Source organism: Arthrobacter sp. AQ5-05 (assembly GCF_003287975.1).
In the GTDB taxonomy this organism is placed as follows: domain Bacteria; phylum Actinomycetota; class Actinomycetes; order Actinomycetales; family Micrococcaceae; genus Paeniglutamicibacter.
On sequence record NZ_QMKQ01000004.1, the window covers coordinates 168,869 to 194,077 of the forward strand.

The 25,209-nt window shown below is 69.8% G+C and carries 25 protein-coding genes; 13 read left to right on the plus strand and 12 right to left on the minus strand.

Features of this window, described 5'->3' with window-relative positions; translation table 11 throughout:
* Window positions 1–248 precede the first annotated feature (248 nt).
* The gene (locus tag DQ353_RS06500; RefSeq protein WP_113761956.1) at window positions 249–1,619 is read left to right on the plus strand and encodes an MFS transporter; all 1,371 of its coding nucleotides are present in this window, start codon (window positions 249–251) and stop codon (window positions 1,617–1,619) included.
* A 144-nt stretch (window positions 1,620–1,763) separates the two neighbouring features.
* Here DQ353_RS06500 and DQ353_RS06505 read toward each other — a convergent pair whose 3' ends face one another.
* Window positions 1,764–2,432 carry a phosphoribosyltransferase gene (locus DQ353_RS06505; protein WP_181578278.1) on the minus strand — a complete coding sequence of 223 codons (669 nt, stop codon included), beginning with the start codon at window positions 2,430–2,432 and terminating at the stop codon, window positions 1,764–1,766.
* 102 nt (window positions 2,433–2,534) lie between these two features.
* Here DQ353_RS06505 and DQ353_RS06510 point away from each other — a divergent pair, with 102 nt between their 5' ends.
* Both DQ353_RS06510 and DQ353_RS21580 read left to right on the plus strand, forming a co-directional pair.
* Window positions 2,535–2,993 (plus strand): META domain-containing protein, encoded by a 459-nt coding sequence (locus tag DQ353_RS06510; RefSeq protein ID WP_113762021.1) that lies wholly within the window; start codon window positions 2,535–2,537, stop codon window positions 2,991–2,993.
* A gap of 140 nt (window positions 2,994–3,133) precedes the next feature.
* Window positions 3,134–3,274, plus strand: coding sequence for a hypothetical protein (locus tag DQ353_RS21580; protein ID WP_181578279.1), 141 nt, complete (start codon window positions 3,134–3,136; stop codon window positions 3,272–3,274).
* Between the two features lie 231 nt (window positions 3,275–3,505).
* Here the strand turns inward: DQ353_RS21580 and DQ353_RS21585 are convergent, their stop codons facing one another.
* The 3 genes from DQ353_RS21585 to DQ353_RS06525 form a co-directional block, all read right to left on the minus strand.
* The gene (locus DQ353_RS21585; protein ID WP_181578280.1) at window positions 3,506–3,667 is read right to left on the minus strand and encodes a hypothetical protein; all 162 of its coding nucleotides are present in this window, start codon (window positions 3,665–3,667) and stop codon (window positions 3,506–3,508) included.
* A 398-nt stretch (window positions 3,668–4,065) separates the two neighbouring features.
* Window positions 4,066–4,203, minus strand: a complete 138-nt coding sequence (locus DQ353_RS21590) for a hypothetical protein (protein ID WP_181578281.1) — start codon at window positions 4,201–4,203, stop codon at window positions 4,066–4,068.
* 139 nt (window positions 4,204–4,342) lie between these two features.
* On the minus strand, window positions 4,343–4,609 hold the full coding sequence (locus DQ353_RS06525; RefSeq protein ID WP_113761960.1) for a GlsB/YeaQ/YmgE family stress response membrane protein: 267 nt from the start codon (window positions 4,607–4,609) through the stop codon (window positions 4,343–4,345).
* A 339-nt stretch (window positions 4,610–4,948) separates the two neighbouring features.
* Between DQ353_RS06525 and DQ353_RS06530 the strand changes: the two genes are divergently transcribed.
* The gene (locus tag DQ353_RS06530; RefSeq protein WP_113761961.1) at window positions 4,949–6,442 is read left to right on the plus strand and encodes an MFS transporter; all 1,494 of its coding nucleotides are present in this window, start codon (window positions 4,949–4,951) and stop codon (window positions 6,440–6,442) included.
* Here DQ353_RS06530 and DQ353_RS06535 read toward each other — a convergent pair.
* Together DQ353_RS06535 and DQ353_RS06540 are read right to left on the minus strand one after the other, a co-directional pair.
* Window positions 6,439–7,110, minus strand: coding sequence for a phosphoribosyltransferase (locus tag DQ353_RS06535; protein WP_113761962.1), 672 nt, complete (start codon window positions 7,108–7,110; stop codon window positions 6,439–6,441). The genes DQ353_RS06530 and DQ353_RS06535 overlap by 4 nt on opposite strands.
* A gap of 111 nt (window positions 7,111–7,221) precedes the next feature.
* A complete protein-coding gene (locus DQ353_RS06540; RefSeq protein WP_113761963.1) occupies window positions 7,222–8,043 on the minus strand; it encodes a GAP family protein in 822 nt (273 codons plus the stop codon).
* A 248-nt stretch (window positions 8,044–8,291) separates the two neighbouring features.
* Here DQ353_RS06540 and DQ353_RS06545 point away from each other — a divergent pair, with 248 nt between their 5' ends.
* The 3 genes from DQ353_RS06545 (at window position 8,292) to DQ353_RS06555 (ending at window position 11,089) form a co-directional block, all read left to right on the plus strand.
* Entirely contained in the window at window positions 8,292–9,590 is a 1,299-nt protein-coding gene (locus tag DQ353_RS06545; RefSeq protein ID WP_181578282.1) for a sensor histidine kinase, read from the plus strand.
* Entirely contained in the window at window positions 9,587–10,456 is an 870-nt protein-coding gene (locus DQ353_RS06550; protein WP_353616665.1) for a response regulator, read from the plus strand. The genes DQ353_RS06545 and DQ353_RS06550 overlap by 4 nt, the downstream gene beginning before the upstream one ends.
* Before the next feature lie 246 nt (window positions 10,457–10,702).
* Window positions 10,703–11,089, plus strand: coding sequence for a dihydrofolate reductase family protein (locus DQ353_RS06555; protein WP_353616668.1), 387 nt, complete (start codon window positions 10,703–10,705; stop codon window positions 11,087–11,089).
* 153 nt (window positions 11,090–11,242) lie between these two features.
* Here the strand turns inward: DQ353_RS06555 and hpaD are convergent, their stop codons facing one another.
* From hpaD to DQ353_RS06575, 4 genes are read right to left on the minus strand one after another with little or no spacing between them, the layout of a single operon-like run.
* Window positions 11,243–12,352, minus strand: a complete 1,110-nt coding sequence (gene hpaD / locus DQ353_RS06560; RefSeq protein ID WP_113761965.1) for a 3,4-dihydroxyphenylacetate 2,3-dioxygenase — start codon at window positions 12,350–12,352, stop codon at window positions 11,243–11,245.
* A 48-nt stretch (window positions 12,353–12,400) separates the two neighbouring features.
* Window positions 12,401–13,906 carry a 5-carboxymethyl-2-hydroxymuconate semialdehyde dehydrogenase gene (hpaE, locus tag DQ353_RS06565; RefSeq protein WP_113761966.1) on the minus strand — a complete coding sequence of 502 codons (1,506 nt, stop codon included), beginning with the start codon at window positions 13,904–13,906 and terminating at the stop codon, window positions 12,401–12,403.
* 53 nt (window positions 13,907–13,959) lie between these two features.
* Window positions 13,960–14,619 carry a GntR family transcriptional regulator gene (locus tag DQ353_RS06570; RefSeq protein WP_113761967.1) on the minus strand — a complete coding sequence of 220 codons (660 nt, stop codon included), beginning with the start codon at window positions 14,617–14,619 and terminating at the stop codon, window positions 13,960–13,962.
* A gap of 7 nt (window positions 14,620–14,626) precedes the next feature.
* The gene (locus tag DQ353_RS06575) at window positions 14,627–16,132 is read right to left on the minus strand and encodes a fumarylacetoacetate hydrolase family protein (protein ID WP_113761968.1); all 1,506 of its coding nucleotides are present in this window, start codon (window positions 16,130–16,132) and stop codon (window positions 14,627–14,629) included.
* Between the two features lie 578 nt (window positions 16,133–16,710).
* On the opposite strand from DQ353_RS06575, the gene DQ353_RS06580 reads away from it, so the two are divergent.
* A complete protein-coding gene (locus DQ353_RS06580; RefSeq protein WP_113761969.1) occupies window positions 16,711–17,496 on the plus strand; it encodes a hypothetical protein in 786 nt (261 codons plus the stop codon).
* 98 nt (window positions 17,497–17,594) lie between these two features.
* On the opposite strand, the gene DQ353_RS06585 is transcribed toward DQ353_RS06580, so the two are convergent.
* Both DQ353_RS06585 and DQ353_RS22535 read right to left on the minus strand, forming a co-directional pair.
* A complete protein-coding gene (locus DQ353_RS06585; RefSeq protein ID WP_113761970.1) occupies window positions 17,595–18,410 on the minus strand; it encodes an alpha/beta fold hydrolase in 816 nt (271 codons plus the stop codon).
* A gap of 114 nt (window positions 18,411–18,524) precedes the next feature.
* Complete coding sequence (locus tag DQ353_RS22535) at window positions 18,525–18,812, minus strand: antibiotic biosynthesis monooxygenase family protein (RefSeq protein ID WP_353616666.1); 288 nt, start codon at window positions 18,810–18,812, stop codon at window positions 18,525–18,527.
* 592 nt (window positions 18,813–19,404) lie between these two features.
* Between DQ353_RS22535 and DQ353_RS06595 the strand changes: the two genes are divergently transcribed.
* Genes DQ353_RS06595 through DQ353_RS06615 form a run of 5 tightly spaced genes read left to right on the plus strand, consistent with a single transcriptional unit; the run spans window position 19,405 to window position 25,147 of the window.
* Entirely contained in the window at window positions 19,405–20,133 is a 729-nt protein-coding gene (locus tag DQ353_RS06595; protein WP_286166655.1) for an NUDIX hydrolase, read from the plus strand.
* Window positions 20,130–21,398 carry a quinolinate synthase NadA gene (nadA, locus tag DQ353_RS06600; protein WP_113761972.1) on the plus strand — a complete coding sequence of 423 codons (1,269 nt, stop codon included), beginning with the start codon at window positions 20,130–20,132 and terminating at the stop codon, window positions 21,396–21,398. The genes DQ353_RS06595 and nadA overlap by 4 nt, the downstream gene beginning before the upstream one ends.
* Window positions 21,395–23,089 carry an L-aspartate oxidase gene (nadB, locus tag DQ353_RS06605; protein ID WP_113761973.1) on the plus strand — a complete coding sequence of 565 codons (1,695 nt, stop codon included), beginning with the start codon at window positions 21,395–21,397 and terminating at the stop codon, window positions 23,087–23,089. The genes nadA and nadB overlap by 4 nt, the downstream gene beginning before the upstream one ends.
* Window positions 23,082–24,005 (plus strand): carboxylating nicotinate-nucleotide diphosphorylase, encoded by a 924-nt coding sequence (gene nadC, locus DQ353_RS06610; RefSeq protein WP_113761974.1) that lies wholly within the window; start codon window positions 23,082–23,084, stop codon window positions 24,003–24,005. Before nadB ends, nadC begins: the two co-directional genes overlap by 8 nt.
* A complete protein-coding gene (locus DQ353_RS06615; protein ID WP_113761975.1) occupies window positions 24,002–25,147 on the plus strand; it encodes a cysteine desulfurase family protein in 1,146 nt (381 codons plus the stop codon). Before nadC ends, DQ353_RS06615 begins: the two co-directional genes overlap by 4 nt.
* Window positions 25,148–25,209 lie beyond the last annotated feature (62 nt).

Genomic DNA, 25,209 nt, shown 5'->3' on the forward strand with positions numbered 1-25,209 from the left:
CGAGTTCCTGGCCCGCGACCGGGACCCGCGTGCGCAGCCGAGCTGTTGCGTCGCGGTCCTCCTGCGTGGTGTCGGGCGCCGGAGCGGTACGGATCCCGCGCCGAGCGGATGCGCGGACGCACCCCGGGCTGCGGGGCGAGGTGAGTTAACTCACGATCATGGGTTACCATGGTCACAGTCCAATACCGTCCGAACGGTCGGTATAACCACACTCACACCGCGCCTAGCGCCCAACGCTGGAGATCCCCATGGCCCGCACCTCCCTGGCTGCAAGCAAGAAACGTTCCGAGGAACGTCGCGTCCTTGCCGGCACGCTGGTCGGCACCACCATCGAGTGGTACGACTTCTTCATTTTTGCCCAGCTCACCGCCACCTTGCTGAGCCCGCTGTTCCTGGAACCACTGAGCAAGTCGAACCCGGGCTTCGGCCAGATCCTGGCCTTCGCCATGATCGGCATCTCCTTCCTTTTCCGCCCGCTGGGCGCCATCGTGGCCGGCCACCTGGGAGACAAATACGGGCGCAAGCGCATCCTTGTCGCCACCCTGATCATGATGGGCGCTGCAACCGCGCTGATCGGCCTGCTGCCGACCTACACCTCCATCGGCCTGGCGGCCCCGCTGCTGCTGGTGCTGCTGCGCATCGTCCAGGGCTTCTCCGCCGGCGGCGAATGGGGAGGCGCGGCCCTGATGGCCGTCGAGCACGCCCCGAAGAACAAGCGCGGCTACTTCGGTGCCTACCCGCAGATCGGCGTCCCGATCGGCATGATCCTGGCCACCGGCATGCTCTACATCCTGCGCACCTCGATGACCTCCGAGCAGTTCGCCGCCTGGGGCTGGCGCATCCCGTTCCTGCTCTCGGTCGTGCTGATCCTGGTCGGCTACATGATCCGCAAGGCCGTCGAGGAATCCCCGGTCTTCAAGCAGCTGGCGCTGCGCAAGGCCTCCGAGCACACCCCGCTGAAGCAGCTGTTCCAGACCAACACCAAGGAAGTCATCCAGGCCGCGCTGATCTTCATCTCCAACAACGCCGCCGGCTACCTGGTCATCGCGTTCTTCATCTCCTACACCACCAAGGTCCTGGGCATGCCGGTCGCACCGGTGCTGCTGGCCACCACCATCGGTGCTGTCGGCTGGCTGATCTTCACACTGGTCGGCGGCTGGCTCTCCGACATCCTGGGACGCCGGAACACCTTCCTGATCGGCTACGGCATCGTCTTTGTCTGGATGATCCCGATGTTCATGCTCATCGACACCGGGTCCATCTTCCTCTACGGGCTCTCGGTCTTCGTGCTGACCACCGGCTTGGGCCTGTCCTACGGACCGCAGTCGGCCATGTACGCCGAGATGTTCCCGGCGCACATCCGCTACTCGGGCATCTCCATCGGCTACGCCCTGGGTGCAATCCTTGGCGGTGCCTTCGCGGCGACCGTCGCCCAGATCCTGCTGGAGGAAACCGGCAAGTCGATCTCCATCGCCATCTACATCATGGTGCTTACCGTCATCTCGGTTGCCGCGGTGCTGTGGGTCGGGGAGACCAAGGGCAACAACCTGCATGTCGAGGACGTGGACCCGGGGCTGCAGGCCGCCCACGACGCGGAGCAGCGCGACCAGCACGCCTAGCCACCACACCCGGTGCGCACCGCGCGCACCACGCACGCGACCAACAAGCAAGGGGCCGAGCGGCTCCCGCTTCCCGAAAACCGGGGAACGGGAGCGGCTCGGCCCCTTTGCTGCCTGCACCCGGGCACTGCCCGGGGTTTCCGGCTACAGGTGCGGGACCAGGGCCAGGATCTCGTAGTCGGCCAGCGAGTCGAAGCGCGAGTAGAAGGCGCTGACCGAGTGGAAGACCCGCGGGGTGATGGCGCAGATGAATTCGTCGACCAGCGGTTCGACCGCCTTGCACGCCGGGGCCGGGGCCACCGGGACGGCCGTCACGATGCGTCCGGCGCCGGCTTCGCGCATCAATTCCACCGCGGCGAGCATGGTAGCCCCGCTGGCCATCCCGTCGTCGACCAGGATGACGGTGCGCCCGGCCACCGGCAGCACTGACTGGCCCACCAGGCGGGCCCGCAGCTCGTCCAGCTCCTTGCGGGCGTCGGCCTCGACCTCGTCGAGGATCTCCTTCTCGAAGCGCAGCTGCGCCGAGTCCCAGACCCCATCGATGTACTTCAGCGAGGTGTGCTGCCCGTAGGCGGCCAGCGCGGCGAAGGCGATGTCGGTGCGTTCGGGCATCACCAGGCGGCGCACCGCCAGGGCGTCCAGCGGCAGCCCCAGCCGCGCGGCGATTTCCGCAGCCACCGGGACCCCGCCGCGCAGCAGGCCGAGCACCAGCGCGTTCGGGTCCCGGGCGTACTTCTGCAGGTCGACCGCCAGGAATTCGCCGGCGGCCGTGCGGTCCGCGAAGCGGTTGGGGGCAATGTGTTCGGGTGTCATGTCTCCAAGTCTGCACCCCCGCGTGTCCGGGCGGGAGCCAAGCCACGACTTGGGCGCCGCTTTGGCCGCCGATTGCCCATTGTTGCGTACTACGATGTGCTCATGAAGCGATCTCCAGCCCTCGTCCTGGCCGCGGTGCTCGCCCTGGTGCTGGCCGGATGCTCGGGCGGGCCCGGTGGCGGGCAAGAATCGCCGCCAACCGCCAGCTCTCCTACGGCAACCATGCCGCAGCCGACACCGGGCAGGGACCCCGGCGGGCAGGGCGAAGCGGATCCTGTGGGTCAGTGGGGAGGGGCCACCGAGGGGTCCCCGGTGCTGTGGTTCGCCTCCGGCGGGCATTTCAACGGCAACGACGGCTGCAACACGCTCGGAGGCACCTGGGTGGCCAACGGGGAGCGCATCGAGCTGAAGGACATGACGATGACCCTGGTGGCCTGCCTCGGGATGGACACCTGGCTCTCTTCGGCGGCAGCGGTGCGGGTGAAGGGCGACACGCTCCACGTCACCGACGCGGACGGCCAGGAGATCGGCACGCTGGGGCGCCTCAACGTCGCCTACTGACCATGGGGGCTCGGGCCGGGAGGCGCGAGGCCGATTCGAACAGGTCGGCTCCGGTGATTTCCGGCTCCCCGGCCACTGCACGATCCTCCCGTTTCCGGGTGGATGCGGCACCCGGCAAACCCCGACCGCAGTGCCCGGTCGTGGCTGACCAGCACGACGGTGCCGGCGAAGGCATCCAGGGCCCGCTCGAGGTCATCGGCCGGCGCGGGGGACAGATGGTTGGTCGGGTCATCGAGCAGCAGCAGGTCCGCGGGCCGGCGACGGGAAACGGGCCGGGGTGAAGCGCAGCGGCTCGACGGGAACCGCAACCTCGTTGGCCTGTAGCCGGGCTTCCCAGCCTTCCGGGGATCGCAGCCACCGCGATCGCGGAGCGGAACCCCATGCGCGCGGCCTGCGCCAGGTCTTTTTCCCACCGCTCCCGGGAGAAGATGATGGCCCGGCGTGCGGCGGCCTTGGCCCGAAGGCATCCGACGTAGCCATCGGCATGGCGGGCGGGCGCACCGCCGTCGAGCTCAACGATTGCCTCGGCGATCCGCCCCGGGAAGACGGTCGTGCGTGCAGAACACCACGGCCCCGCGGCGGGTGGCAAGCCGCTGCTCCAGCCAGTTCAGGCCCGCCGTGTCCAGGTTGTTGATGGGCCCGTCGTGCAGCAGCACCACGGGGTTGGCTGCCAAGCTGGCCGCCGGCGACAACCGATGCTCCCCGCCGCGGAGCGATGAGCTCGGCTTGCCGCCCGGGATCCGGCCCAGGCCCGGCCGGTGCGCCGGTGCGCCGAGGCGGCAAGGCGCCGGGGTGCACCTGCGCCGTCGCGGGATTCGAAAAGAGCGGTCAGGCGGGCGTATTCCCCGAGCAGGGCAGGCAGGCGTTCATTGGTGGCGCGCGCCAGCACTTCGGCCCGGGCGCCGATGCGGGATTCGAGTTCCCGGACTCCGGCCAACACGTGGGCCCGGAAGCCGTCCACCATCCTGCACGGCTCGAAGGTTGGTTGCTGCGGCAGGTAGCCGATCCCTCCGGCGGACTGACGGATGGCGGTCCCGCGCTCCGGGGTGAGCCCGCCTCCCAGCAAACGAAGCTACGTGGCCTTGCCGGCACCGTTCCAGCCGATGACGCCCAGCCGTTCGCCGGGGCGCACCGCGAGGTCCGGTCCGCGGAAGACGACGCGTCCGGGATGGGAAAAGGTGATCCCCTGCAGGGAAAGTCGGGTCCTCATGTTCGGTGTTCCCAGGTTTCTGCGCGCAGCTTCCCGTTGCGGTCCGGGAGCGCTGCGCTTGCCGGCATCGGGGGGGGAGGATGCGCGGCCGCGGATGCCAGGACCGCCGTTACGGCCAGGTGCCGGGAACCGACCGGGGCTAGCGATCCAGGCGCCGTTGGCGGATGGCACCGTAGATGCCTGCGACAATCACCGCGCCAACAATGGACAGCACCCAGGTGCGCAGGTTGAAGAGCCCGCCGAGCCCGGTGTGGAAGATGAGGCTGCCGATCCAGCCGCCGACGATGGCGCCTGCCACCCCCAGGGCCAGCGAGGTGAACCAGCCGCCGTTGACGCGCCCGGGCATGATGTTCTTGATCAGGGCGCCGACGACCAGGCCCAGGATGATCCAGCCAACCAGCCCCATCGGGTGCTCCTTCGAGACATCGGGCGCCCGGGTCCCGGGCCGTCCGTGCGGACGATCCCCAACCCCGGATGAGCAACAATTTACGGCCCAAACCGTCGGGACGCAATGCATCGGCCTGCGCGGAGGTTCCTTTCTGAGGCAACGTATCAACCTTCCCGGAGGTATTGACATGACGCAACAGGTGCACGGCGGGCGGCGAATCCGGCGCGGGAGTCCGCACCAAGGCACCCGCAGCCGCGCCGGTGTCGAGGACCGGCATCAATCCCCGGTGTGGTGCGGGCCGTTGGCAGGGATGCCGGCAGCGCGTATGAATAGAGGAAGAAGCAAAAGGGGGAAGCGATGCGCGGCGAGGAACCGGATGCGGGGAACCCCGTGCCCGACCCCGGACGCTGGCGCATCCTGACGGTCCTGCTGGTCACCATGTTCATGTCGCTCATCGGCGTGTCCATCGTCAACGTCGTGCTCCCTGCGGTCCAGTCAAGCCTCGGTGCCTCGCAATCGGACATCCAGTGGGTGCTCTCCGGGTACGCGCTGACCTTCGGGGTCGTGCTGGTGGCAGCCGGGCGCGCCGGGGACGTCTTTGGCCGCGGCGCCCTGTTCATCGCCGGGGTCGCGGTCTTCACCCTGTCCTCGGTGGCCGCGGGACTGGCACCGGATCCGCTGGGCCTGAACATCGCGCGCTTCATCCAGGGCGTGGGATCGGGGTTGATCAACCCCCAGGTGCTGGGCATGATCCAGCAATACTTCCGCGGGACCGAGCGCGGGCGGGCCTATGGCGCCATGGGCACCGTGGTCGGGTTCTCGGTGGCGATCGGCCCGCTGCTCGGCGGGGTGCTCATCGCGTTGCTGGGGCCGGATGCCGGATGGCGGGCGACGTTCCTGGTCAACGTGCCGGTCGGGGCGCTGGCCATCGTGCTGGCGTTGCGCTGGTTCCCGCGGCCGATGTTCACCCGGGCAGCGCGCCCGGAACCGCAACCGGCGCCCGTCGCCGGGCACCGCACCAGCCGCGGAACCGACCTGGACCCGATCGGCAGCACGCTGCTGGGACTCGGCGTGCTGGGCATGCTGCTGCCCTTCGTGCAGGGACGCGAGAGCGCCCGGGTGTGGTGGCTGCTGCCCGCAGGTCTGGCGGTGATCGCCGGCTGGGTGTTCTGGGAGCGGAACTACGCGGCCCGCGGCAACTCCCCGATGGTCGACCTGGAGCTGTTCCGCATCGGTTCCTTCACCTTCGGCACGCTGATCGCCGGGCTGTACTTCGTGGGGATCTCCAGCGTGTGGGTGCTGGTGGCCATCTACGTCCAGGACGGGCAGGGGTTCACGGCGCTGGATGCCGGGCTGCTCGGGTTGCCGGCGGCGCTGTGCGCGGCGGCCGGTTCGCACCTGGCCGGGCTGCGGGTCATGGAGTACGGACGCAAGATCGTGATCCTCGGGATCCTGTGCGCGCTGTTCGGGCTGCTGACCAGCATCGTGGTCATCGAGCTGCACGCGAGCGGGCGCGTGGGGCTGTGGTGGCTGCTGGGCACGCTCGCGTTCGTGGGCATCGCCCAGGGCGCGATCATCGCCCCGAACCAGGCGCTGACGATGCTCGAGGTTCCCGCCGAGCACTCCGGCAGCGCCGGGGGAGTCATGCAGACCTCCCAGCGCATCGGCACCGCGGTGGGCATCGCGATGATGACCGCCGTCTTCTTCGCCACGCTCTCCGCCACGGCCTGGGACACCGCCATGAGCGTGGGCCTGGCCTCGATCGCCGCGGTCGTGCTCGTCACGCTGCTGGTGGCGCTCGCCGACCAGCGCCGGCGCACCCGGCAGGATCCGGCGGCCGGGGACGGCTAGGCCTCCGGGTTCCGCGCACCGCGCAGCAGGGCCGCCACGGTGTCCTCCTGGACCTGGGAGAAGTCCTCGTAGTGGGCGCCGACGGCGGAGAATTCGTGCGGGGAGTGCAGGGCGATGATCGCCGACGCCCCCTCCATGGCGTGCACCCGGTCCCGCGGGGCCACCGGGACCGCGACGATGACCTGCCCCGCCCCGCACCGTGTGATTACGTCGAGGGACGCGTGCATCGTGGCACCGGTGGCCAGTCCGTCGTCGCACAGCACCACGGTCCGCCCCGCCACCGACGGCGCGAAGTCGGCGAAGCGCGCGGCCAGCAGTTCCAGCTCGGCGGCGGCCCGGTCTTCCACGGCCCGAAGTTCGGTCTTCCCGACCGAGGCCAGCGCGTGGCGGTGGACCGCGGGCACCAGGTACCGGCCGGTGACGGAACGGTAGGAGGCGATGGCGCCGAAGGCGACCTCCGCATGGCCCGGAACCCCGAGCTTGCGCACGGCCAGCGCACCGAGCCCGGCACCCAGCCTTTGGGCCAGCGGGGCGGCGATCGGCAACCCGCCGCGCAGCAGCCCGAGCACCACTGTGTCGGCGCCCAGGCCCTGTGCGGCCAGGACCTCGCCGAGCAACGCGCCGGCCTGCGCCCGGTCGTGGAACTTCACCGCTGAGTGCCTGCCCATGACTCCAGTGTGCCCGCGATTGGCGACCGGGTGAATACCGGGCGGCGACTCCGGCCGCCCGATATGGCGCCGCTGACGGCCCGGGTCTGCACGCGTGCCCGGAGAACCCGGTCACTTGAAGGGGTTCCACCCGGCGGTGGGAAACAGGAACGCCAACGAGGAGCGGGCCATCAGGAACCCGAGGATGCCCACGATCCACGGCAGCCACTGTGGCGACGACTTGGCCAGCCAGGCGGAGAGCCGCACCAGCGGGCCCTGGAACCTCGGTCCGGCCACCGCCCGGATGCCGATGACCGCCGCTCCCGGAAGCAGCATCACCAGGCAGTAGAGCACCAGCAGCCCGGATTGCACCGGCAGGGAGTAGGGGCTTTGGGGCAGCAGCCCGATGGCCCCCGGATAGGGAAGCATGGTGGGCAGCTCCAGCAGCCCGGCGGTGACGCCCAGCCCCGCAATGCCCCACGGACTGGCCAGAGCCGTGTCCAGCCGACGTGCCCAGCGGCCCTCGGCGCCCTGCCCCGCCTGGCATGCGGTGCCCTGTGCGGGAGCCGGTGCGCGGCCGGTATCCGCGGCCGACCGGCCCGCACCCGCGGGCACGGCCCCGGATGCCGCCCTGGCGTTGTCCGGGTTTTTCCTGAAGGACCAGGCCAGCATCCCGGCGCCAAGCAGCAGCACCGCCCACCGAAAGGTCCAAGAGCCCAGCAACGCGCCGGTGAATTCCCTGCTGACCAGATCGACACCGCCGAGCAGCAGCAGCCCGACGGCCAGGTAGAAGCTCCCCAAGACACCCAGGTAGGCCAGTGCCGAGCGCAGATCCCCGCGCGGCTTCGCCCGCAGCACCAGCCACACCGGGATCACCAGGGTGCCGATGCTGGTGGCATCGATCAGGGCCAGCACGGCCAGGGAAGCGAACAATCCGGTGGTTCCAAGCATCATGCTTCCAGCACCCCCCGGGCACCGGCGTATGGGCGTCGACCAAGGGGAACATCCGGTGTCATCCCTTCGTAGGACACCGGGCGCCGACACCAAGGCGCAGCGCCCCGCATCCGCCGCATCCGCCGCATCCGCCGCTTCCGCTGCCCCCCCGCAGCCACGGGCCTCGCGGGCCGCCCGCGAGGGACCGGGCAGCGGCATGTGGTGGTGTCGCCCTTGGTAAAAGCGCCCCGACGTACCACGATGAAAGGGTGTTAGCCGATGACAACGCCACCGCGACGCCCGGGCCCGGCCATCTCGGACGAGTGCGACCCCAGGACCTGGCCCGGGCGCTGGGCTATGGGGGACTGACCTGGCTGCTGCACGCGCTGGTCATGAACAACGACGGGGTCTGGGGGCTGCAAAGGTACCTCGGGTGGTGGCCGCTGCCGCTGGCCATCGGTTGCCTGGCCGTCGCCCTGAGGCAGCTCCAGGTCGTGGCCACGTCGGCCACCATGGCGGTGGCCGGGATCGTGCTGTTGCTGGTGGGCAGCAGCGGAGGGTTCTTCCTGGTCTTCGAGTCCGTCTTCACGTTGGTGCTCTGGGGTGGTGCCAGGGTTTCGCGGGCCGCCGAGCACGGCTCGCTGGTTCTCACGGCGCTGCTGACGATCGTGATGTACTTCGTGACCGGTTCCGCCGCGATCAGCGTGACCCTCGCCCTGGTTGCGGCGATGGTCCTGATGATGCCCGCGCAATGGGCGGGAAACCTCCGCCACGCCCGGGAACTGGCGGCCAGCGAGGCACGCACCGCGGCAGCCATGGACGAGGCAGCGGCGGCGCGCTCGGCGGCGCAAGCGGCCGAACACGAACGGATGCTGGTGACCGAGCGCACCACCATGGCCCGCGAGGTCCACGACGTGCTCTCCGCCCGGCTTGCCGCGATTGCGCTGCAAAGCGGTGCGGCGCTGAATGCCCCGCAGAACCCGGCGCTGGCCGCCCGCGCCATGGACGAGATCCGCGCACAGAGCGTCAACGGGATCGAGGAGCTGAACACCATGATCCGCATGCTGCACCGCGGCACCCCGCTCGCGCCGGCCGGGTCGCTGGGCGATGTCCCGGCCCTTCTCCAGACGTACAGCGGCTCGGGGCTCCGCGTCGCCTACCGCAACGAGCTGCCCGGACGGGGCAGCACCCTGGATGCCGTGACGCAGGCAACCATCTATCGGACCATCAACGAGTCCCTGGTCAACTTCGCCAAGCATGCCCCGGAGAGCGAACTCTCGCTCTCGCTGGTGCCTCGCGACGGGTCGGTGCTGTTTTCGGCGTCCAACCCGGTGGCCGCCGGTTCCCCTGGCGGGGCCGCCGGCGGCCACGGCACGGGCACGGGACTGCGGGGCATGCGGGCCCGGAGCGCCGAGCTGGGCGGATCGTTCCGGATTTCGACGGCCAACAACGCCTTCGCGGTGTCCATGTCGCTGCCGACGGGCCACCGCCCGCCGGCAGCGGCGCCGGGGGAGCCGGCCTTGCCCCTGGGCCACGCACCTGCCCAGCTCAACGAAGGAACCACGTGAGCGCACACCAGGGCCCCAAACCGGGCCCCGAACCCCGCGAAGCACCACCCCGGCGAGCGAGCACCGTGCTGCTGGCCGACGACCACGCCGCGGTCAGGCTCGGCATGCGCATGGTCGTGGAATCGGCACCGGGATTCACCGTCGTCGGCGAGGCCGAAAACGGTGCCACCGCGATATCCATGGCCCGCGCCCAGCGGCCGGACCTGGTGCTCATGGACCTGCGCATGCCCGTCATGGACGGGGTTGCGGCCACCGGGCGGATCGTGGCCGAGGCGCTGTCCAAGGTCCTGGTGCTCACCACGTTCGACCACGACGAGTACCTCTTCGGGGCGCTGGCCGCCGGTGCCCGGGGCTTCCTGCTCAAGAGCGCGTCCCCGCAGTCCATCATCGCCGCCATGGACGCGGTGCTCGGCGGCGACCAGGTGCTGGCCCCGGAAGTCACCGCCAAGATCGTGCACGCGGCGCTCGGGGCGGCGCCCGCGCCCGCACCGCAGTTCCCGGGCATCGACCCGCGCACGGTGCTGACCGAGCGGGAACTGCAGGTCCTGCGGGAACTCGGCGCGGGCCACACCAACCACCTGATCGGGAGGAATCCGGGCATCGGCGAGACCACCGTGAAGACGCACGTTTCACGGCTCATGGGAAAGCTGGGCGTCGCCTCCAGGGTCCAGGCCGCCTTGGCCGCGCACCGTGCGTTCGCTGAAGCCCGTGCAACCGGCCCGCCACCAACCAACCACCGTCTCGCGGCCAGTCACGCGGTCGGCGTGCGGGAACGAATGCCCCACCATGGTGCGCCGGCGGAATCCGGCCGGTCTCGGGCACCGGCCACGCGCGGAACCGGTGACTTCCGGTCCGGCGGGGAGTAGCCTGAACCCGACGCGCCGCAGGGCCCCGTCCACCATTCGGGGAAACCCGGGGCGCCGGGGAAAGGGGAACACCATGGCCAAGCTGATCTACGCGTACCTCGCCTCGCTGGACGGGTATGTCGCCGACGCGTCGGGGGACTTCGGCTGGGCGTACCCGGGCGAGGAGGTCATGGACTTCATCAACGCCGCCGAGCGCGACGTGGGCACCTACCTCTACGGGCGCACCATGTACGAAATGATGGCCGGCTGGGAAACCGACCCCGAGTTTGCCGCCGGGTCGCCCGGGACGCCGAGTTCGCCCGGCTCTGGCAGGCCGCCGACAAGGTCGTCTTCTCGCGCAGCCTTCGGGCGGCGAGCACGAGGCGGACGCGGATCGAGCGCACCTTCGATGCCGGGACGGTGCGGGCACTGAAGGAAGATGCCGCAAAGGACCTCGGCGTTTCCGGCGCCGAGCTGGCAGCCGAGGCGTGGCGCGCGGGGCTCATCGACGAGTGCCAGGTCTTCGTGTCCCCGATGCTCGTCGGGGGAGGCAAGCGGATGTTCCCCGACGGGATCCGCCAACCGCTCGAGCTGCTCGAGGAGCGACGCTTCGACAACGGCATGGTCTTCATGCGCCACCGCGTGCTGCACTAGCCGCCCCGGCGGCCGCGGGCCACGGAAACCTCGCTGGATCCTTCGAACGCCGAAGGGGCCGGCGCGCACGCACCATCGCCACGATGGTGCCATGCACGCCGGCCCCCGATCGAACGCGAAGGTCCGGTGGTGCGGCGGGTTGCGGGGTGCCGGCTAGAGCTGGTGGCCCATCTTGAAGCCGACTTCCTCGCCCGGGTCCCCGGTCAGCGCGTTTCCGGGTGCGCGGGTGTAGGAGAAGCCGTCGGCCCCCACCGTCACGGCCATCTCCGAGGAGTCGGTGCGCTTGACGACCTCGCGCGGGTTGCCGTCCAGGTCCAGCACCAGGGAGGCCTCGGTGTACCAGGACGGGACCACGGGGTTGCCCCACCAGTCGCGGCGCTGGTTGTCGTGCACGTCCCAGGTGATCACCGGGTTGTCCGGGTCCCCGGTGTAGTAGTCCTGGGTGTAGATCTCGATGCGGTGGTCATCGGGGTCCAGGATGTACAGGTAGAACGCGTTGGAGACGCCGTGGCGTCCGGGTCCGCGCTCGATGCGGTCGGACATGCGCAGCGCGCCCATCTTGTCGCAGATCTGGATGATGTTGTGCTTCTCGTGGGTGGAGAAGGCCACGTGGTGCAGGCGCGGGCCGTCGCCGCCGGTCAGGGCGGTGTCGTGCACGGTGCCCTTGCGGTGCATCCACGCCGCGTAGGTGGTGCCCTTCTCGTCCTGGATGTCCTCGGTGACGCGGAAGCCCAGGTCCTCCAGGTAGGCCCGGCCGCGCGGCACGTCCGGGGTCACCTGGTTGAAGTGGTCCAGGCGGACCAGCTCGCCGGCCGAGTAGATGTCGTAGCGCTGGTGCAGGCGCTCGACGTGGGTGGTCTCGAAGAAGAACTCGTACGGGAATCCCAGCGGGTCCTCGACGCGGACCGCGTCGCCGATGCCCTTGACGAAGCCCCCGGTGCGGCGCTCGGTGCGGCAGCCCAGTTCCTTGTAGTACGCTTCGGCGGCATCCACGTCCGCGTTGGAGCGCACGCGGAAGGCCATGGCCTTCAGCGCTGCCACCGGGCCGAGGGTGAGCACCAGGTTGTGGTGGATGAACTCCTCGAAGGAGCGCAGGTAGATCTGCCGGTCGTCCTCGTAGGACACGTGCAGGCCCAGGACATCGACGTAGAACTTGCGCGATGCCGCCAGGTCGGTGACGACCAGCTCGGCGTAGGCGCAGCGCAGGATGTCCGGGGCCGGAACCGAGGGGGTGGGAACGGGGTTGGTGGGTGTCTTGGTCATGACGGGGTTCGCTCCTTCGCGAATAAGGCTGGAAAGTTGTGGAAGTGCCTAGGCGCCGAACTTGGGGGTGTGGACCTCGCCGAGGGTGATGTGCACTGCCTGCTGGTCGGTGTAGAAGTCGATGGAGCGGTAGCCGCCCTCGTGTCCCAGGCCCGAGGCCTTCACGCCGCCGAACGGGCTGCGCAGGTCGCGCACATTGTGGCTGTTGAGCCAGACCATGCCGGCCTCGACGTCTTGGGCGAAGTTGTGCGCGCGCTTCAAATCGTTGGTCCACACGTAGGCGGCCAGGCCGTACTTGGTGTTGTTGGCCAGCGCCAGGGCCTCCTCGTCGGTGTCGAACGGGGTGATCGCCACGACGGGGCCGAAGATCTCCTCCTGGAAGATCCGGGCGTCCGGGGCGACATCGACGAACACGGTCGGGGCGACGTAGGAACCGTTTTCCTGGCCCTCGGGCAGGTTCTCCGGGCGGCCGCCGCCGGCCACGAGGCGGGCCTCGGTCTTGCCGATCTCCACGTAGCCCATGACCTTGGCGTAGTGCTCCGGGTGGACCAGCGCGCCGACCTGGGTTTCGGGATCGTGCGGGTCCCCGACCTTGATGTTCTTGGCACGTGCCGCATAGGCCTGGATGAACTTCTCGTAGATCGGGCGCTCGACCAGGATGCGCGAGCCGGCGGTGCAGCGCTCGCCGTTCAGCGAGAACACGCCGAAGAGGGTGGAGTCGATGGCTGCGTCGAAGTCCGCGTCGGCGAAGACGATGGCCGGGGACTTGCCGCCCAGTTCCATGGACATGCCCTTGAGGTTTTCGGCACAGTTGCGGAAGATCAGCTGGCCGGTGGAGGATTCGCCGGTGAAGGAGATCAGCGGAACCTTCGGGTGCTTGACCAGCGCGTCGCCGGCTTCCTCGCCGATGCCGTTGACCAGGTTGAAGACGCCCACCGGCAGGCCCGCGTCCTCGAAGATGGCGGCCCACAGCGAGGCGGACAGCGGGGTGAACTCGGCAGGCTTCAGCACCACGGTGCAGCCCGAGGCGATGGCCGGGGCGAGCTTCCAGGATTCGAGCATGAACGGGGTGTTCCACGGGGTGATCAGCCCGGCGACGCCGATCGGCTTGCGGTTGACGTAGTTCAGCTGGGAGCCGGGGACCTTCAGGGCGGTGTCGTGCTGGGCGACGATCAAGTCGGCGAAGAAGCGGAAGTTCTCCGCCGCGCGCTGGGCCTGGCCGCGGGCCTGGGTGATCGGAAGGCCGGTGTCGAAGGTTTCCATCTCCGCGAGGCGGTCTTCGGCGGCGACGACGGCGTCGGCGATCTTGTACAGCACCTTGGCGCGGGCCCGGGGGCTCATGGTCGGCCACGGGCCGTTCTTGAAGGCCTCGGTTGCGGCTGCGACCGCGGCGTCGATGTCTGCCTGCTGGCCGGCGGCTGCGGTGGCGTAGGTCGTGTTGGTCACCGGGTCCAGGACCTCGAAGGTCTCCCCGTTGATGGAATCGACGAACTTCCCGCCGATGTAGTGCTGGATTGTTGTCGGAAGGTTCTCGGGAACGAAGTGCTTGCTCATTTACTGGCTCCTTGTGGGGATTGCGGGGCGAAAGCGGTGTGCTGCGAAAGGGGCTAGATCGGGGAGGCCGGGAGGTTGGCCGCCGCGAGGTAGGCGTTCAGGGTGGTGGTGCGGTGGGCCCGGGCCGCCTGTTCGATTTGCGCGGCCGGGGCCCGGGTCTCGATCAGATCCAGCAGCCGGGCATGCTCGGCCACCGATTCCCGGGCGCGGCCCGGAATGTGGGTGAAGGAGGAGGTCCGCATCACGGCCAGGCGGTTCCAGCCGCGGTGCACCAGCTCCAGGATGTGCGGGTTGGGGCAGTTGCGGTAGAGCACCTGGTGGAACTCGTTGTTCAGTTCGGTGAAGCGCACCGCGTCGAAGTCGACCAACAGGTCGGCCATGGCCTGGTTGATGGCCCGGGCCGCGGCCAGCTGGTCGGCGTCGATGAACGGGGCGCTCAGCGCGGTGGCCGCGCCCTCGATGATCGCCAGGGTCTGCATGGTGTGCAGGTAGAGCGTGGTGTCCGCGGCGGCCACCATGGCCCCGACGTTGCGTTCGAAGGTCACCAGTCCCTCGGCCTCCAGCCGGCGGATGGCCTCGCGGACCGGGACCACCGAGCAGCCAAGCTCGGCGGCGATGGTGCCCAGCACCAGCCGGTAGCCGGGGGTGAAGGTTCCCTCGGTGATCTTCTCGTGCAGCAGCCGGTAGGCCGACTCCGACTTGCTCGGTGCCATGGTGCGCCTAGATTTCCGGTTCGCCGTCGGCGACCCACTGGTTGTACTTGGCCTTCCAGGGCGCGTTCATCGGGAACAGGCCCTCGATCTTGCTGCCCTTGGACACGTTCAGGAAGACGAAGGTGTCCTGGCGCTCGGATTCGACGACCTCCTCGGCGATCTCGGCGGCCAGGTGCGGCGGGATGACCAGGATGCCGTCGGCGTCGGCGATCACGATGTCCCCGGGCACGACGGTGGTTCCTCCGCAGCCCACGGCCACGTCGGTGTCCCACGGCACGTGCTTGCGCCCCAGCACCGCCGGGTGCGCGCCGTTGTGGAAGGTGGGGATGTCCAGGGCGGCCACGGCATCCAGGTCGCGCACCCCGCCGTCGGTGATGATGGCCTCGGCGCCGCGGACCTGGGTGCGCATCGCCAGGATGTCGCCCAGGGTGCCCGAGCCCTTCTCGCCGCGGGCCTCCATGACCAGGATCTCGCCCGGGCCGATGTCGTCGATGACGCGTTTCTGTGCGTTGTAGCCGCCGCCGTGGGTCTTGAACAGGTCCTCGCGGCCCGGCACGTAGCGCAGCGTGCGCGCCGTGCCGATGACCTTTCTCATGCCCTTGGTGGCCTGCAGCCCGTCGACCGAGACATTGTTCAGTCCGCGCTTGCGCAGCGCTCCGGAGATGGTGGCGGTGGCCACCGACATGAGCTTTTCCTTGACTTCGTCGGTCAGTGCCTGCTTGCCGGTGATCGGCAGCTCGATGCCCGCGCCGGCGGCGGTGCCGAACGCGTCGATCCTGTCGGCGTCGGTGATCTTGGGCCGGTTGCCGAAGGCGGCGAAGTCTTGCGTGCCCTCGATGACGGTGGTGGACAGGCGTCCGGTGGTCAGGTTCGCGGCCTCGTCGTCGACCTGGACCTCGACCACGTCGCCCGGGTTGATCACCGAGGATCCTGCCGGGGTGCCGGTGAGGATCACGTCGCCTGGCTTCAGGGTCATCTGCTGCGAAAGGTCGGCGACGATCTGTGCGAAGGAGAAGATCAGCTCGCCGGTGGTGGCGTCCTGGGCAAGCTGGCCGTTGACCCAGGTGCGGATGCGCAGGGCCTCGGGGTTCACCGCGGCGGCCGGGAGCAGCACCGGACCCAGCGGGGTGTAGCCGTCGCCGGACTTGGAGCGGATGTTCGATCCCTTGTCGGCGTACTTCATGTCGTACACGCCCAGGTCGTTGGAGGCGGTCACGTACCCGACGTGGCGCCAGGCGTCCTCGACACGGACGCGTCGGGCGTCGGTGCCGATGACCAGGGCGATCTCGCCCTCGAAGGCGAGCAGTTCGGTGCCGGCCGGGCGTTCGACGGTGGAACCGGAGGCTGCCAGCGAGGAGGAGGCCTTCATGAAGTAGGAGGGGAATGCCGGGGTGCGGCCGCGTTGGGCGGCGCGGGAGGAGTACGAGAGGTGCACTGCAAGAACCTTGCCGGCCTTGTCGAAGATGGACTGGTCGACCTGCACCGGCTCGGTGGCTGTGGCGTCGCTGCTCACGGTTTCCTCCTGTTGTGTATGAAATCGTATACGATCTAGTGTGATATCGATCTCCCGGCTTGTCAAGGGTTGGTCCGCCCCAAGGGTGTCGGTATTGACGTGAAGTGCCCGATGCCCGCGGAACCATGCGGGAAATCGCCGGACCGCCCGACCCGTAAAGGATTTCTCGACATTCCCGCGAAATCGACGTCATGATCCCGGGCCCGCTGCCTCTTGATGTGTGAAACCAGCAAGGCGAACGCCCTTGCTGCTTTCAGAAGGGGTGCACGGAGCGCAACGGCGGGTTCTTGGGGAACCTGCCGCGGCCTGCGGGCACCGCTCAAGCGATGCCCGCTGGCGAATCGGCCGCTGCGTGTCTCGTCTCCTGGGGGGAGGAGGGGCACGCCATTGTGGCGACGCGCGACGTGGTGTGGCCGCGACACGGTCTTCAAGGAGGGGCCCGGATTCCTTGGGGGATTCCGAGATCCGCCGATGCCATACCCGGGGGGTGCCTCAGGGGCCGTGCGCCGAAACGTCGGTGCGCCGTGGAAGTGTATGCGGCAACTATCGTCCCCGTTGCACATCAGGAGCCAACCGCCATGCCAGAAACCACAGACGCCTGCCAGCCATGGTGCAACAACCATTTTGGCGGTACCTGCGCCGCGGCGTTTCAACTGTATGAGAAGCCCTCGGCGCTTCGCGGCAGGGAGACCCTGTCGGGGATCGACCTGCAGGGAGCCGGTGGTGCCGCCGGCTGCAACGACCTGGAGCTTTCGGTGGGCAGTGAATTTGTGGACGACGAGGATGAAACCCCCGCGCTGTGGTGCATCCTGAATCTCGCCCTGATTGGTGACACCTACCGCGGGGAGCCGACGGCGTCGTTCCAAGCCAACGGCCCGGGCATGAAGAGCGTCCACGCGCAGCTGGGCAGGTTCCTGGCCCTGGTTCGCAGCGGGGAGGCGCACCGGGCCGAGCTGGAAGAAGGCATCGCCCCGGCCCGCGCCGGTTGGGCGGCCCGCAACCGGGCCGACCAGCACCCGGACGACTGCCAGCCGTGGTGCCGGGACCACGGCGACGACGGCTGCCGGCTGACCATGACCCTGGGGTTGACCGCCGGGACCGGAGACCAGAACCTGGTCTACGGCGCCCCGGGGGAGGCTGCCGGGGCGGCCGACCTGCTGGCGGCACGGGCAATCTACACACCCGGCGCCGAAGGCAGCCGAGGCTCCTTCCACCTCGCCCTGGACTGCTGGAACACCGTCGGCCACGACCAGGATGGACACCGCACCAACCGCACCGCGTCGTTGCCGGTGACGATGCCTGCCCTGAAGCGCATCCACGCCCGGCTCGGCGACCTGTTGGTTCAGGTGGGAGCCGCCGGCTGAGAACCTTCGCGCAACCACCGGGCGCGGAAAGGTCCTTCGGGGCGTGGTCCGAGGCGGTGGCGATGGCCCGGGTCGACGGAGCCGGAGTGGGCGCGGGGCTACTTCCCGCCCAGGAAGGCGACCGCAGCGTTCCTGAATTCCCGGCTGGTCACCGCGTTGGCATGGTCGCGTCCGGCCAGCCAGAGCACGGACTTCTCGGTCTCGCGGGTTGCCAGCAGCTCGGTGAGCCGCGGCATCGTCGTGGCCAGCGCATCCCCGTCCCCGGCCACCAGCAGCGTGGGCATGGTGGGGATCATCTGCTCGGGGGAGAAGGGCTCGGTCTTGATGGCCTGGATCATGCTCATGAGCGAGAACATGTCGTTGGATTCCACGGTCTGGGCCATCCGCAGCAAATCCGCCGTCGACTCGTCGGCGATCGAGGTGCCGTCGGCCAGGAATTGCTGGGCGGCATTCAGGTCGAAGGCGGCCAACGGGTCGATGCTCGCCGGCCCGCCGAGCACCAGGCGGTTGACCAGCTGGGGCTGGGTGCCGCCGAATTCCCAGGCCAGGCGCGCGCCCAGGGAGTAGCCGACCACGTCGATGCCGCTGAGCGGGTCGGTGGGCGACAGGGCCTTCACCCCGTGGTCCATCAACAGCTGCAGCAAGTCCGCGCGCATCCGGCTGGGGGTGTAGGCATCCAGGTCCTCGGGCGCCGGGGAGGTGCCGTGTCCGGGAAGATCGACGGCCAGCACCTTGCGTCCGGCCTCGGTGAGGGAGCGGATCCAGCCGGATTTCACCCAGTTCAGCTCGCTGGAGGAGGCAAAGCCGTGCAGCAGGACCACCGGGCGCAACGCGGTGGGGGAGCCTGGTTCGTAGACGGTCAGGCCCAGGGCGTTGGCGGTGCCTTCGACGAGGTGCTCGTGTGTGGATTCCATGTGGCAGATCCTTTCAGATCCGGAAGGGCTTGGCGAATGTCCCGGCGTTGCGCAGGGCGTGGGGCCGGGGCGCTGCCACAATACGTGACGGTGGGCGGGGCGGTGGTTGGCGGTTCAACGGCCTGAAAGTGTTCGACCACCGGGAACGGATCGTGGAAGCGATGCAGCAGTCGTTTCCATTCGAGGTGGATCACCGAACCGCGGAAGCCGACGGTGGGCGCCTCGACGGATACCCGGGAGACCGGCAAACGGGAAGTGGTTGGGCGTTTCGATGCTGCGGGACAGCTGCAGGCCGAGGTGGCCCTCGGTGGCGGAAATCAGTGGCCGAGCCTGCTCGAACGCGGCCGTGAACTCGTCTTCCATGCCGCTGATGACGGGCAGCAACGCGTGTCCGGTGATCATGGTTCCCAGTGTGCACCATGCGGTGCTTCCGAGACGGAAGCGCGTCGTGCCAGGGACGCCTCGCTCCGCGTCGCCGCGGACGCAACGGCCGGCATGGCGCTGCCCGGCTGCCGGCACCGGCACGGCGGCAACCCGGTGGAATGCCGCCCCCGGACAGGGACTTGGGCTTCCCGGGTTGCTGCCCACGCCCCGGGGGTTCCGGGTGCCTCCTTCGGCGCGCCGCGACGTTCCGGCAGGTGAGGGCCACCAGGCGTTCGAGGCTGGCGGGCGGTGGCCAGTCCGACTTCTGCCGGCAGTCGCACGACTTGGGAGATGGCCGAGCGGGTCGCGGGGAAGCTCTCGGCCGGCTCGCTGACGGCGCGTTCCCCGTCGGCCAGGATGTGGAGCGGGGTGCGCCGGGTGGGTTCGGCGGCGGTTTCCCGGACGTCGGGCACAAAGGATGCGTTGGCGGTCACCCGCACCCCACACCAGGGGGTCGGGACGGGGAAGTCGACATGCCGGGAAGCTTTCGCGTCACAGGGCTTGTGAACGGAGGGGCCGGGCCGTATTCTTAGTTCTGGTCAGAATGACACTAACTGGGAAGGTGGATCGGTTGCCGTTTTCGAATGTGGCAGAACGCCGCGAACAACCACCGGCCCTGGCCGTGTCCACGGTGATCTTCTCGCTGCGCGACGACGAACGCACCGGACGCAAGAGCCTGTGGCTGCCACTGGTGCGGCGCACCCGCGAACCCTTCCGCGGCCAATGGGCGCTGCCCGGCGGCCCGCTGGGCCCGCGCGACTCGCTGCTGGACGCCGCGGCGAACAACCTGCGCGACACCACCGGGCTGGTCCCGCGCTACCTCGAACAGCTCTACGCCTTCGGGGACCTGGACCGCTCGCCCACCCGCCGGATGGTCTCCATCGTCTACTGGGCACTGGTCCGCGAGGACGACCCCCACGGCACCGCCACCTCGGTGCTGGTCGACGACCCCAATGTCGCCTGGTTCCGCGCGGACGACCCCGAGGTGCTGGGAAACCTGGCCTTCGACCACCGGCAAATCATCGAATACGCACTGTGGCGGCTGCGCAACAAGGTCGAATACGGCTCCATCGCCCACCGCCTGCTCGGCGAGCGCTTCACCCTCGCCCAGGTCCGCGAGGTCTACGAAGCGGTGCTGGATCGGGCACTGGACCCGGCGAACTTCCGCCGGACCCTGCGCAGCACCCCCGACATCGAGGAAACCGGCGAGTTCCTCTCCGGCGGCAAGCACCGCCCCCCACGCCTCTATCGCTACACCGGCTCAACCACCCACCCCCTTGAGAGCGAGAACATCTCATGAGCAGCATCAACGCCACCCTGCAGACCCTGAAGCTGGTTTCCCCCGAAGCCAGCTGCAACACCGATCTGACCAAGGGACCCTGGCTCTTCGACACCGGGGAAGCCGACTACGGGCCGGGCTCCTCGCAGGAAGATACGGCCCCGGCCGACACCCCGCGGCAAGGCGAGATCCCGGCCAAGTACCGCGAGGCCTCCGAAGCGGAGCTGACCGCGCGCATCCTGGCGGCCAAGGAAACCCTCGGGGATTCGCTGGTGATCCTGGGCCACCACTACCAGCGCGACGAGGTCGTGGCCTTCGCCGACTTCGTCGGGGACTCCTTCCAGCTGGCCAACGCGGCGCTGACCCGCGAGCAGGCCAAATACATCGTCTTCTGCGGCGTGCACTTCATGGCCGAAACCGCAGACATCCTCTCCACCAACGAACAGGCCGTGATCCTGCCGAACCTGGCCGCGGGCTGCTCGATGGCAGACATGGCCGACGAATCCTCCGTGGAGGAATGCTGGGAACAGCTCATGGACCTCTACGCGGGCGAGGACTCCTCCGACGGCTTGGCCTCGGTCATCCCGGTGACCTACATGAACTCCTCCGCCGCGCTGAAGGCCTTCGTCGGCAAGCACGGCGGGATAGTGTGCACCTCCTCCAACGCCGCCACGGTGCTCGAATGGGCGTTCGAGCGTGGCCGCCGGGTGCTCTTCTTCCCCGACCAGCACCTGGGCCGCAACACCGCCAAGGCCATGGGCATCCCGCTGGAGGCGATGCCGATGTGGAACCCGCGCAAGCCCCTGGGCGGGACCGATGCGCAGACCCTGCACGATGCCAAGGTCATCCTCTGGCACGGGTTCTGCTCGGTGCACAAGCGCTTCACCGTCGCCCAGATCGAGCGGGCCCGCGTGGAGCACCCCGGCGTGCAGATCCTGGCGCACCCCGAGTGCCCGATGCCGGTGGTCGACGCCGCCGACGCGGCGGGGTCCACGGACTACATCCAGAAGGCCGTCGCCGCTGCACCGGCCGGATCCATCTTCGGCATCGCCACCGAGATCAACATGGTCAACCGGCTGGCCGCCGAGCACCCCGGGCACACCGTGTTCTGCCTGGACCCGGTGATCTGCCCGTGCTCCACCATGTACCGCATCCACCCCGGCTACCTCGCCTGGGTGCTCGAGTCCCTGGTGGACGGGGTCGTGCTGAACCGGATCACCGTGCCCGCCGACGTGGCCGCCGACGCCAAGGTCGCCCTGGAACGGATGCTGGCGGCACGGCCGTGAACGGCACCGATCTTGTGGTCGTCGGCTCCGGGGTTGCCGGGCTCTACGCCGCGCTGACCGCCGCGGTCCGCGGGCTCGAGGTCACCCTGCTGACCAAGGACAAGCTGGCGGACTCCAACTCCTGGTATGCCCAGGGCGGGCTGAGCGCCGTGGGCCCGGCCGGGGCCGCGGCGGGGGACTCGATCGCCAGCCACGTCGCCGACACGCTCGCCGCCGGGGCGCACTTGAACGACGCGGACGCCGTGGCGATCATGTGCTCGACCGCGTGGAGCCACGTCACCCGGCTCATCGAGGCCGGTGCGCAGTTCGACACCGATGCCTCCGGCGCCTTCGCCCTGGGCCTGGAGGCAGCGCACGCCCACCCGCGGATCCTGCACGCCGGCGGGGACGCCACCGGCAAGGGGCTGGCCAGCGCGCTGATCAATGCCTGCCGCACCCAGCAGGCCGCCGGCCGGCTGGAGATCCGCGAACACGCCTTCGTCACCGATCTGCTCACCGAGGCCAACCCGTTGGCCCGCACGGAGCGGGACCCGGCCGCGATGGTCACCGGGGTGCGGGTGCTCGATGCCGAGGGGCAAGGCCGGGACCTCTTCGCAAAGGCCGTGCTGCTGGCCACCGGCGGGGCCGGGCAGCTCTTTGCCGCGACCACGAACCCGTTGGGTGCCACCGGGGACGGGGCCGCCCTGGCCTACCGGGCCGGCGCGGCGCTGGCGGACGCCGAATTCATCCAGTTCCACCCGACCCTGGTCTCCCCGGGCGGCTTCATGGTCTCCGAGGCCGTGCGCGGGGAGGGAGCGGTGCTCATCGACGGCCTCGGCGAACGCTTCATGGTGAAGGTTCACCCGGATGCCGAACTGGCGCCCCGCGACGTGGTGGCCCGCGCCATCCACGCCGTGCGCGCGAAGGGAGGCACCGTGCACCTGGATGCCCGTGCGGTGGAGGCATCCCGCGGGCCCGGGTTCCTGGCCCGGCGCTTCCCCTCCATCACCACCGAACTGGCCAAGCTGGGCCATGACCTGGCCACCGAACCGGTCCCCGTGACCCCGGCCGCCCACTACTGGATGGGCGGGATCCTCACCAACGACACCGGCGCCACCACGCTGCCCGGGCTCTACGCCGCCGGGGAAGCGGCATGCACCGGGGTGCACGGCGCCAACCGGCTGGCCTCCAACTCGCTGCTCGAGGGACTGGTCTTCGCCTGGCGCACCGTGGCGAACCTGCCGGCGAACCCGCCGGCGAACCCGCTGGATTCCGCCGCGACAAGCGGCACGATCACCAGCAGCGCAGGCACCAGGGTGATCGTGACCCGCCGTGCCGCCGCCGGGGATGTCGACGACGACGCTTCGCGCGCGCGCGGCACATCGCCCCGGGAAATGGAGCTGCCCGCGCTGCAGGCCCTGGCCCAGGCGCACCTGGGCGTCGAACGCACGGCCGACGGGCTGCGCACCGCGCTGGCCCAGCTCGCACGCTGGCGCGTCACCGGCACCGACCGCGCCTCCCGCGAGCGGGCCAACCTGCTCACCGTCGCCACGCTCATCGCCACCGCCGCCCTGAACCGGGAAAACTCCCTCGGCGCGCACTACCGCTTGGACGCCACCGAAGCGCCGCAGCCGATCGACGGGCACCTGTCCCGCTACGCCCAGGTGCCGGCCACCACGAACCTGAACCTAAGGATCTCCTCCCTTGTCTGACACCATCGCCACCGCCGCCCCGGCCCGCCCCGCCACACTTCTTCCGGTCCCCGCCCGCGCCATCGAGAAGATCGTGCTCGCCGCCCTGGAGGAGGACAACCCGCGCGGGGATGTGACCGGCAACGTGTTGATCCCCGCCGGCACCACCGCAACCGCCGCGGTCATCGCCCGCGAACCGGGCATCTGCGCCGGCCTTCAGGCCTTCATCGCCGCCATGTTGCTATCGGACCCCGCCCTGGAACTGCACCCGGCGCTCGCCGACGGGGCGCGGTTCAACACCGGGGACACCCTGATCACCGTGTCCGGCCCTGCCCGCGGGCTGCTGGCCGGGGAGCGCGTGGGACTGAACCTGCTCCAGCGAATGAGCGGCATCGCCACCGCCACTGCCGCCTTCGTCAAGGAGACGACGGGCACCGGCGCACGCATCGTGGACACCCGCAAGACCACCCCGGGGCTGCGCGTGCTCGAACGCTACGCGGTGCGCTGCGGCGGCGGGCACAACCACCGCGACAACCTCTCCGAGGCCGTCATGGCCAAGGACAACCACCTGGCGCTGCTGGGCACCGGCTCCGAACTCACCGCCGCGCTGCGCAAGGCCCGGGCCAACCTCGGGCACACCGTGCACTTCGAGGTGGAAATCGACTCGCTGGACCAGCTCGACGCGGTGCTCGCCGCCGGGGTGGACACCATCATGCTGGACAACTTCTCCCTGGCGGACCTGGCCACCGGGGTTCGCCGGATCGCCGGTGCCGCGTGGGTCGAGGCCTCGGGCAACGTCACGCTGGAGACCGTCGCCGCCATCGCCGCCACCGGGGTCGATGTGATCTCCTCCGGCGCCCTGACCCACTCGGTGCGCGCCCTGGACCTCGGCCTGGACATCGTCATCGATCAGGGCCGCGGGGCGAACACCCGGTGATCTACCTCGATGCCGCTGCCACCACCCCCGTGCGCCAGGACGTCCTGGACACCATCATCCCGCTGCTGACCAGCGACTACGGCAACCCCTCCAGCACCCATTCGATGGGCCAAACCGCCGCCCGCGCGCTGGACTACGCCCGGGCCACCGCGGCCAAGACACTCGGCGTGCGCACCGGGGACGTGGTTTTCACCTCCGGGGGCACCGAGTCCAACAACCTGGCGATCAAGGGCCTGGCGCTGGGCAACCCGCGCGGGCGCCACCTGGTCCACTCGGCCATCGAGCACCCCTCCGTGGCCGAGGCCTGCGCCTACCTGGTCAAGCACCACGGGTTCGAGCTCGATGTCGCCCCGGTCGACGCCCACGGGATCCTGGAAATGGACGCGTTCGGTGCCCTGCTGCGCCCGGACACCACGCTGGTCTCCGTGATGGCGGTGAACAACGAGGTCGGCACCATCCAGCCCGTCGCCGAGGTGGCAGCGGCCGCCCGCGCGGTGGGCGCACTGGTGCATTGCGACGGGGTGCAGGCCGCCGGCTGGCTGGACATGGCCGGCATCGCCGCGCACGTCGATGCGTTGGGCATCTCCGGGCACAAGATCGGCGGGCTCAAGGGCGCCGGGCTGCTGATGGTCCGCGGCAAGCTGGCCCTGGAGCCGCTGATCCACGGCGGCGGGCAGGAACGCGAACGCCGCTCCGGGACCGAAAACGTGGCCGGAGCCGTCGCCACGGCCACCGCCCTGTCGCTGGCCGCCGCGGCCAACGCCACCGGAACCGCGCAGGGCCACGGCCGGCACTTCATCGACACCGTGCTGGGCGGGCTGAACACCGAGCGGCGGATCCGCGCCCGGCTCACCGGGGACCCGGAGCGGCGCGTGCCGGGTATCGTCTCCTTCGTGTTCCCCGAAACCGGGGGCGAGACGGTGCTGCTGGAACTCGAACGCCGCGGGGTGGTGTGCTCCTCCGGGTCGGCCTGCGCCGCCGGGTCCACCGATCCCTCGCTCGTTTTGCTGGCCATGGGGTACGACGAGGACACCGCGCACACCGCGGTGCGGCTGAGCTTCACCCGCACCGTGAAGGAGGCGGAGATCGCCACGGCCGCCCGCGCCGTGGTGGCGGCGGTCAAGGCCATCGCCGGCAACTAGCTCCCGGAGCAGGCGGGCCGGGTGTGCCCGAACGTGGCCGGATGCCTTGGGCGCGGGGCACC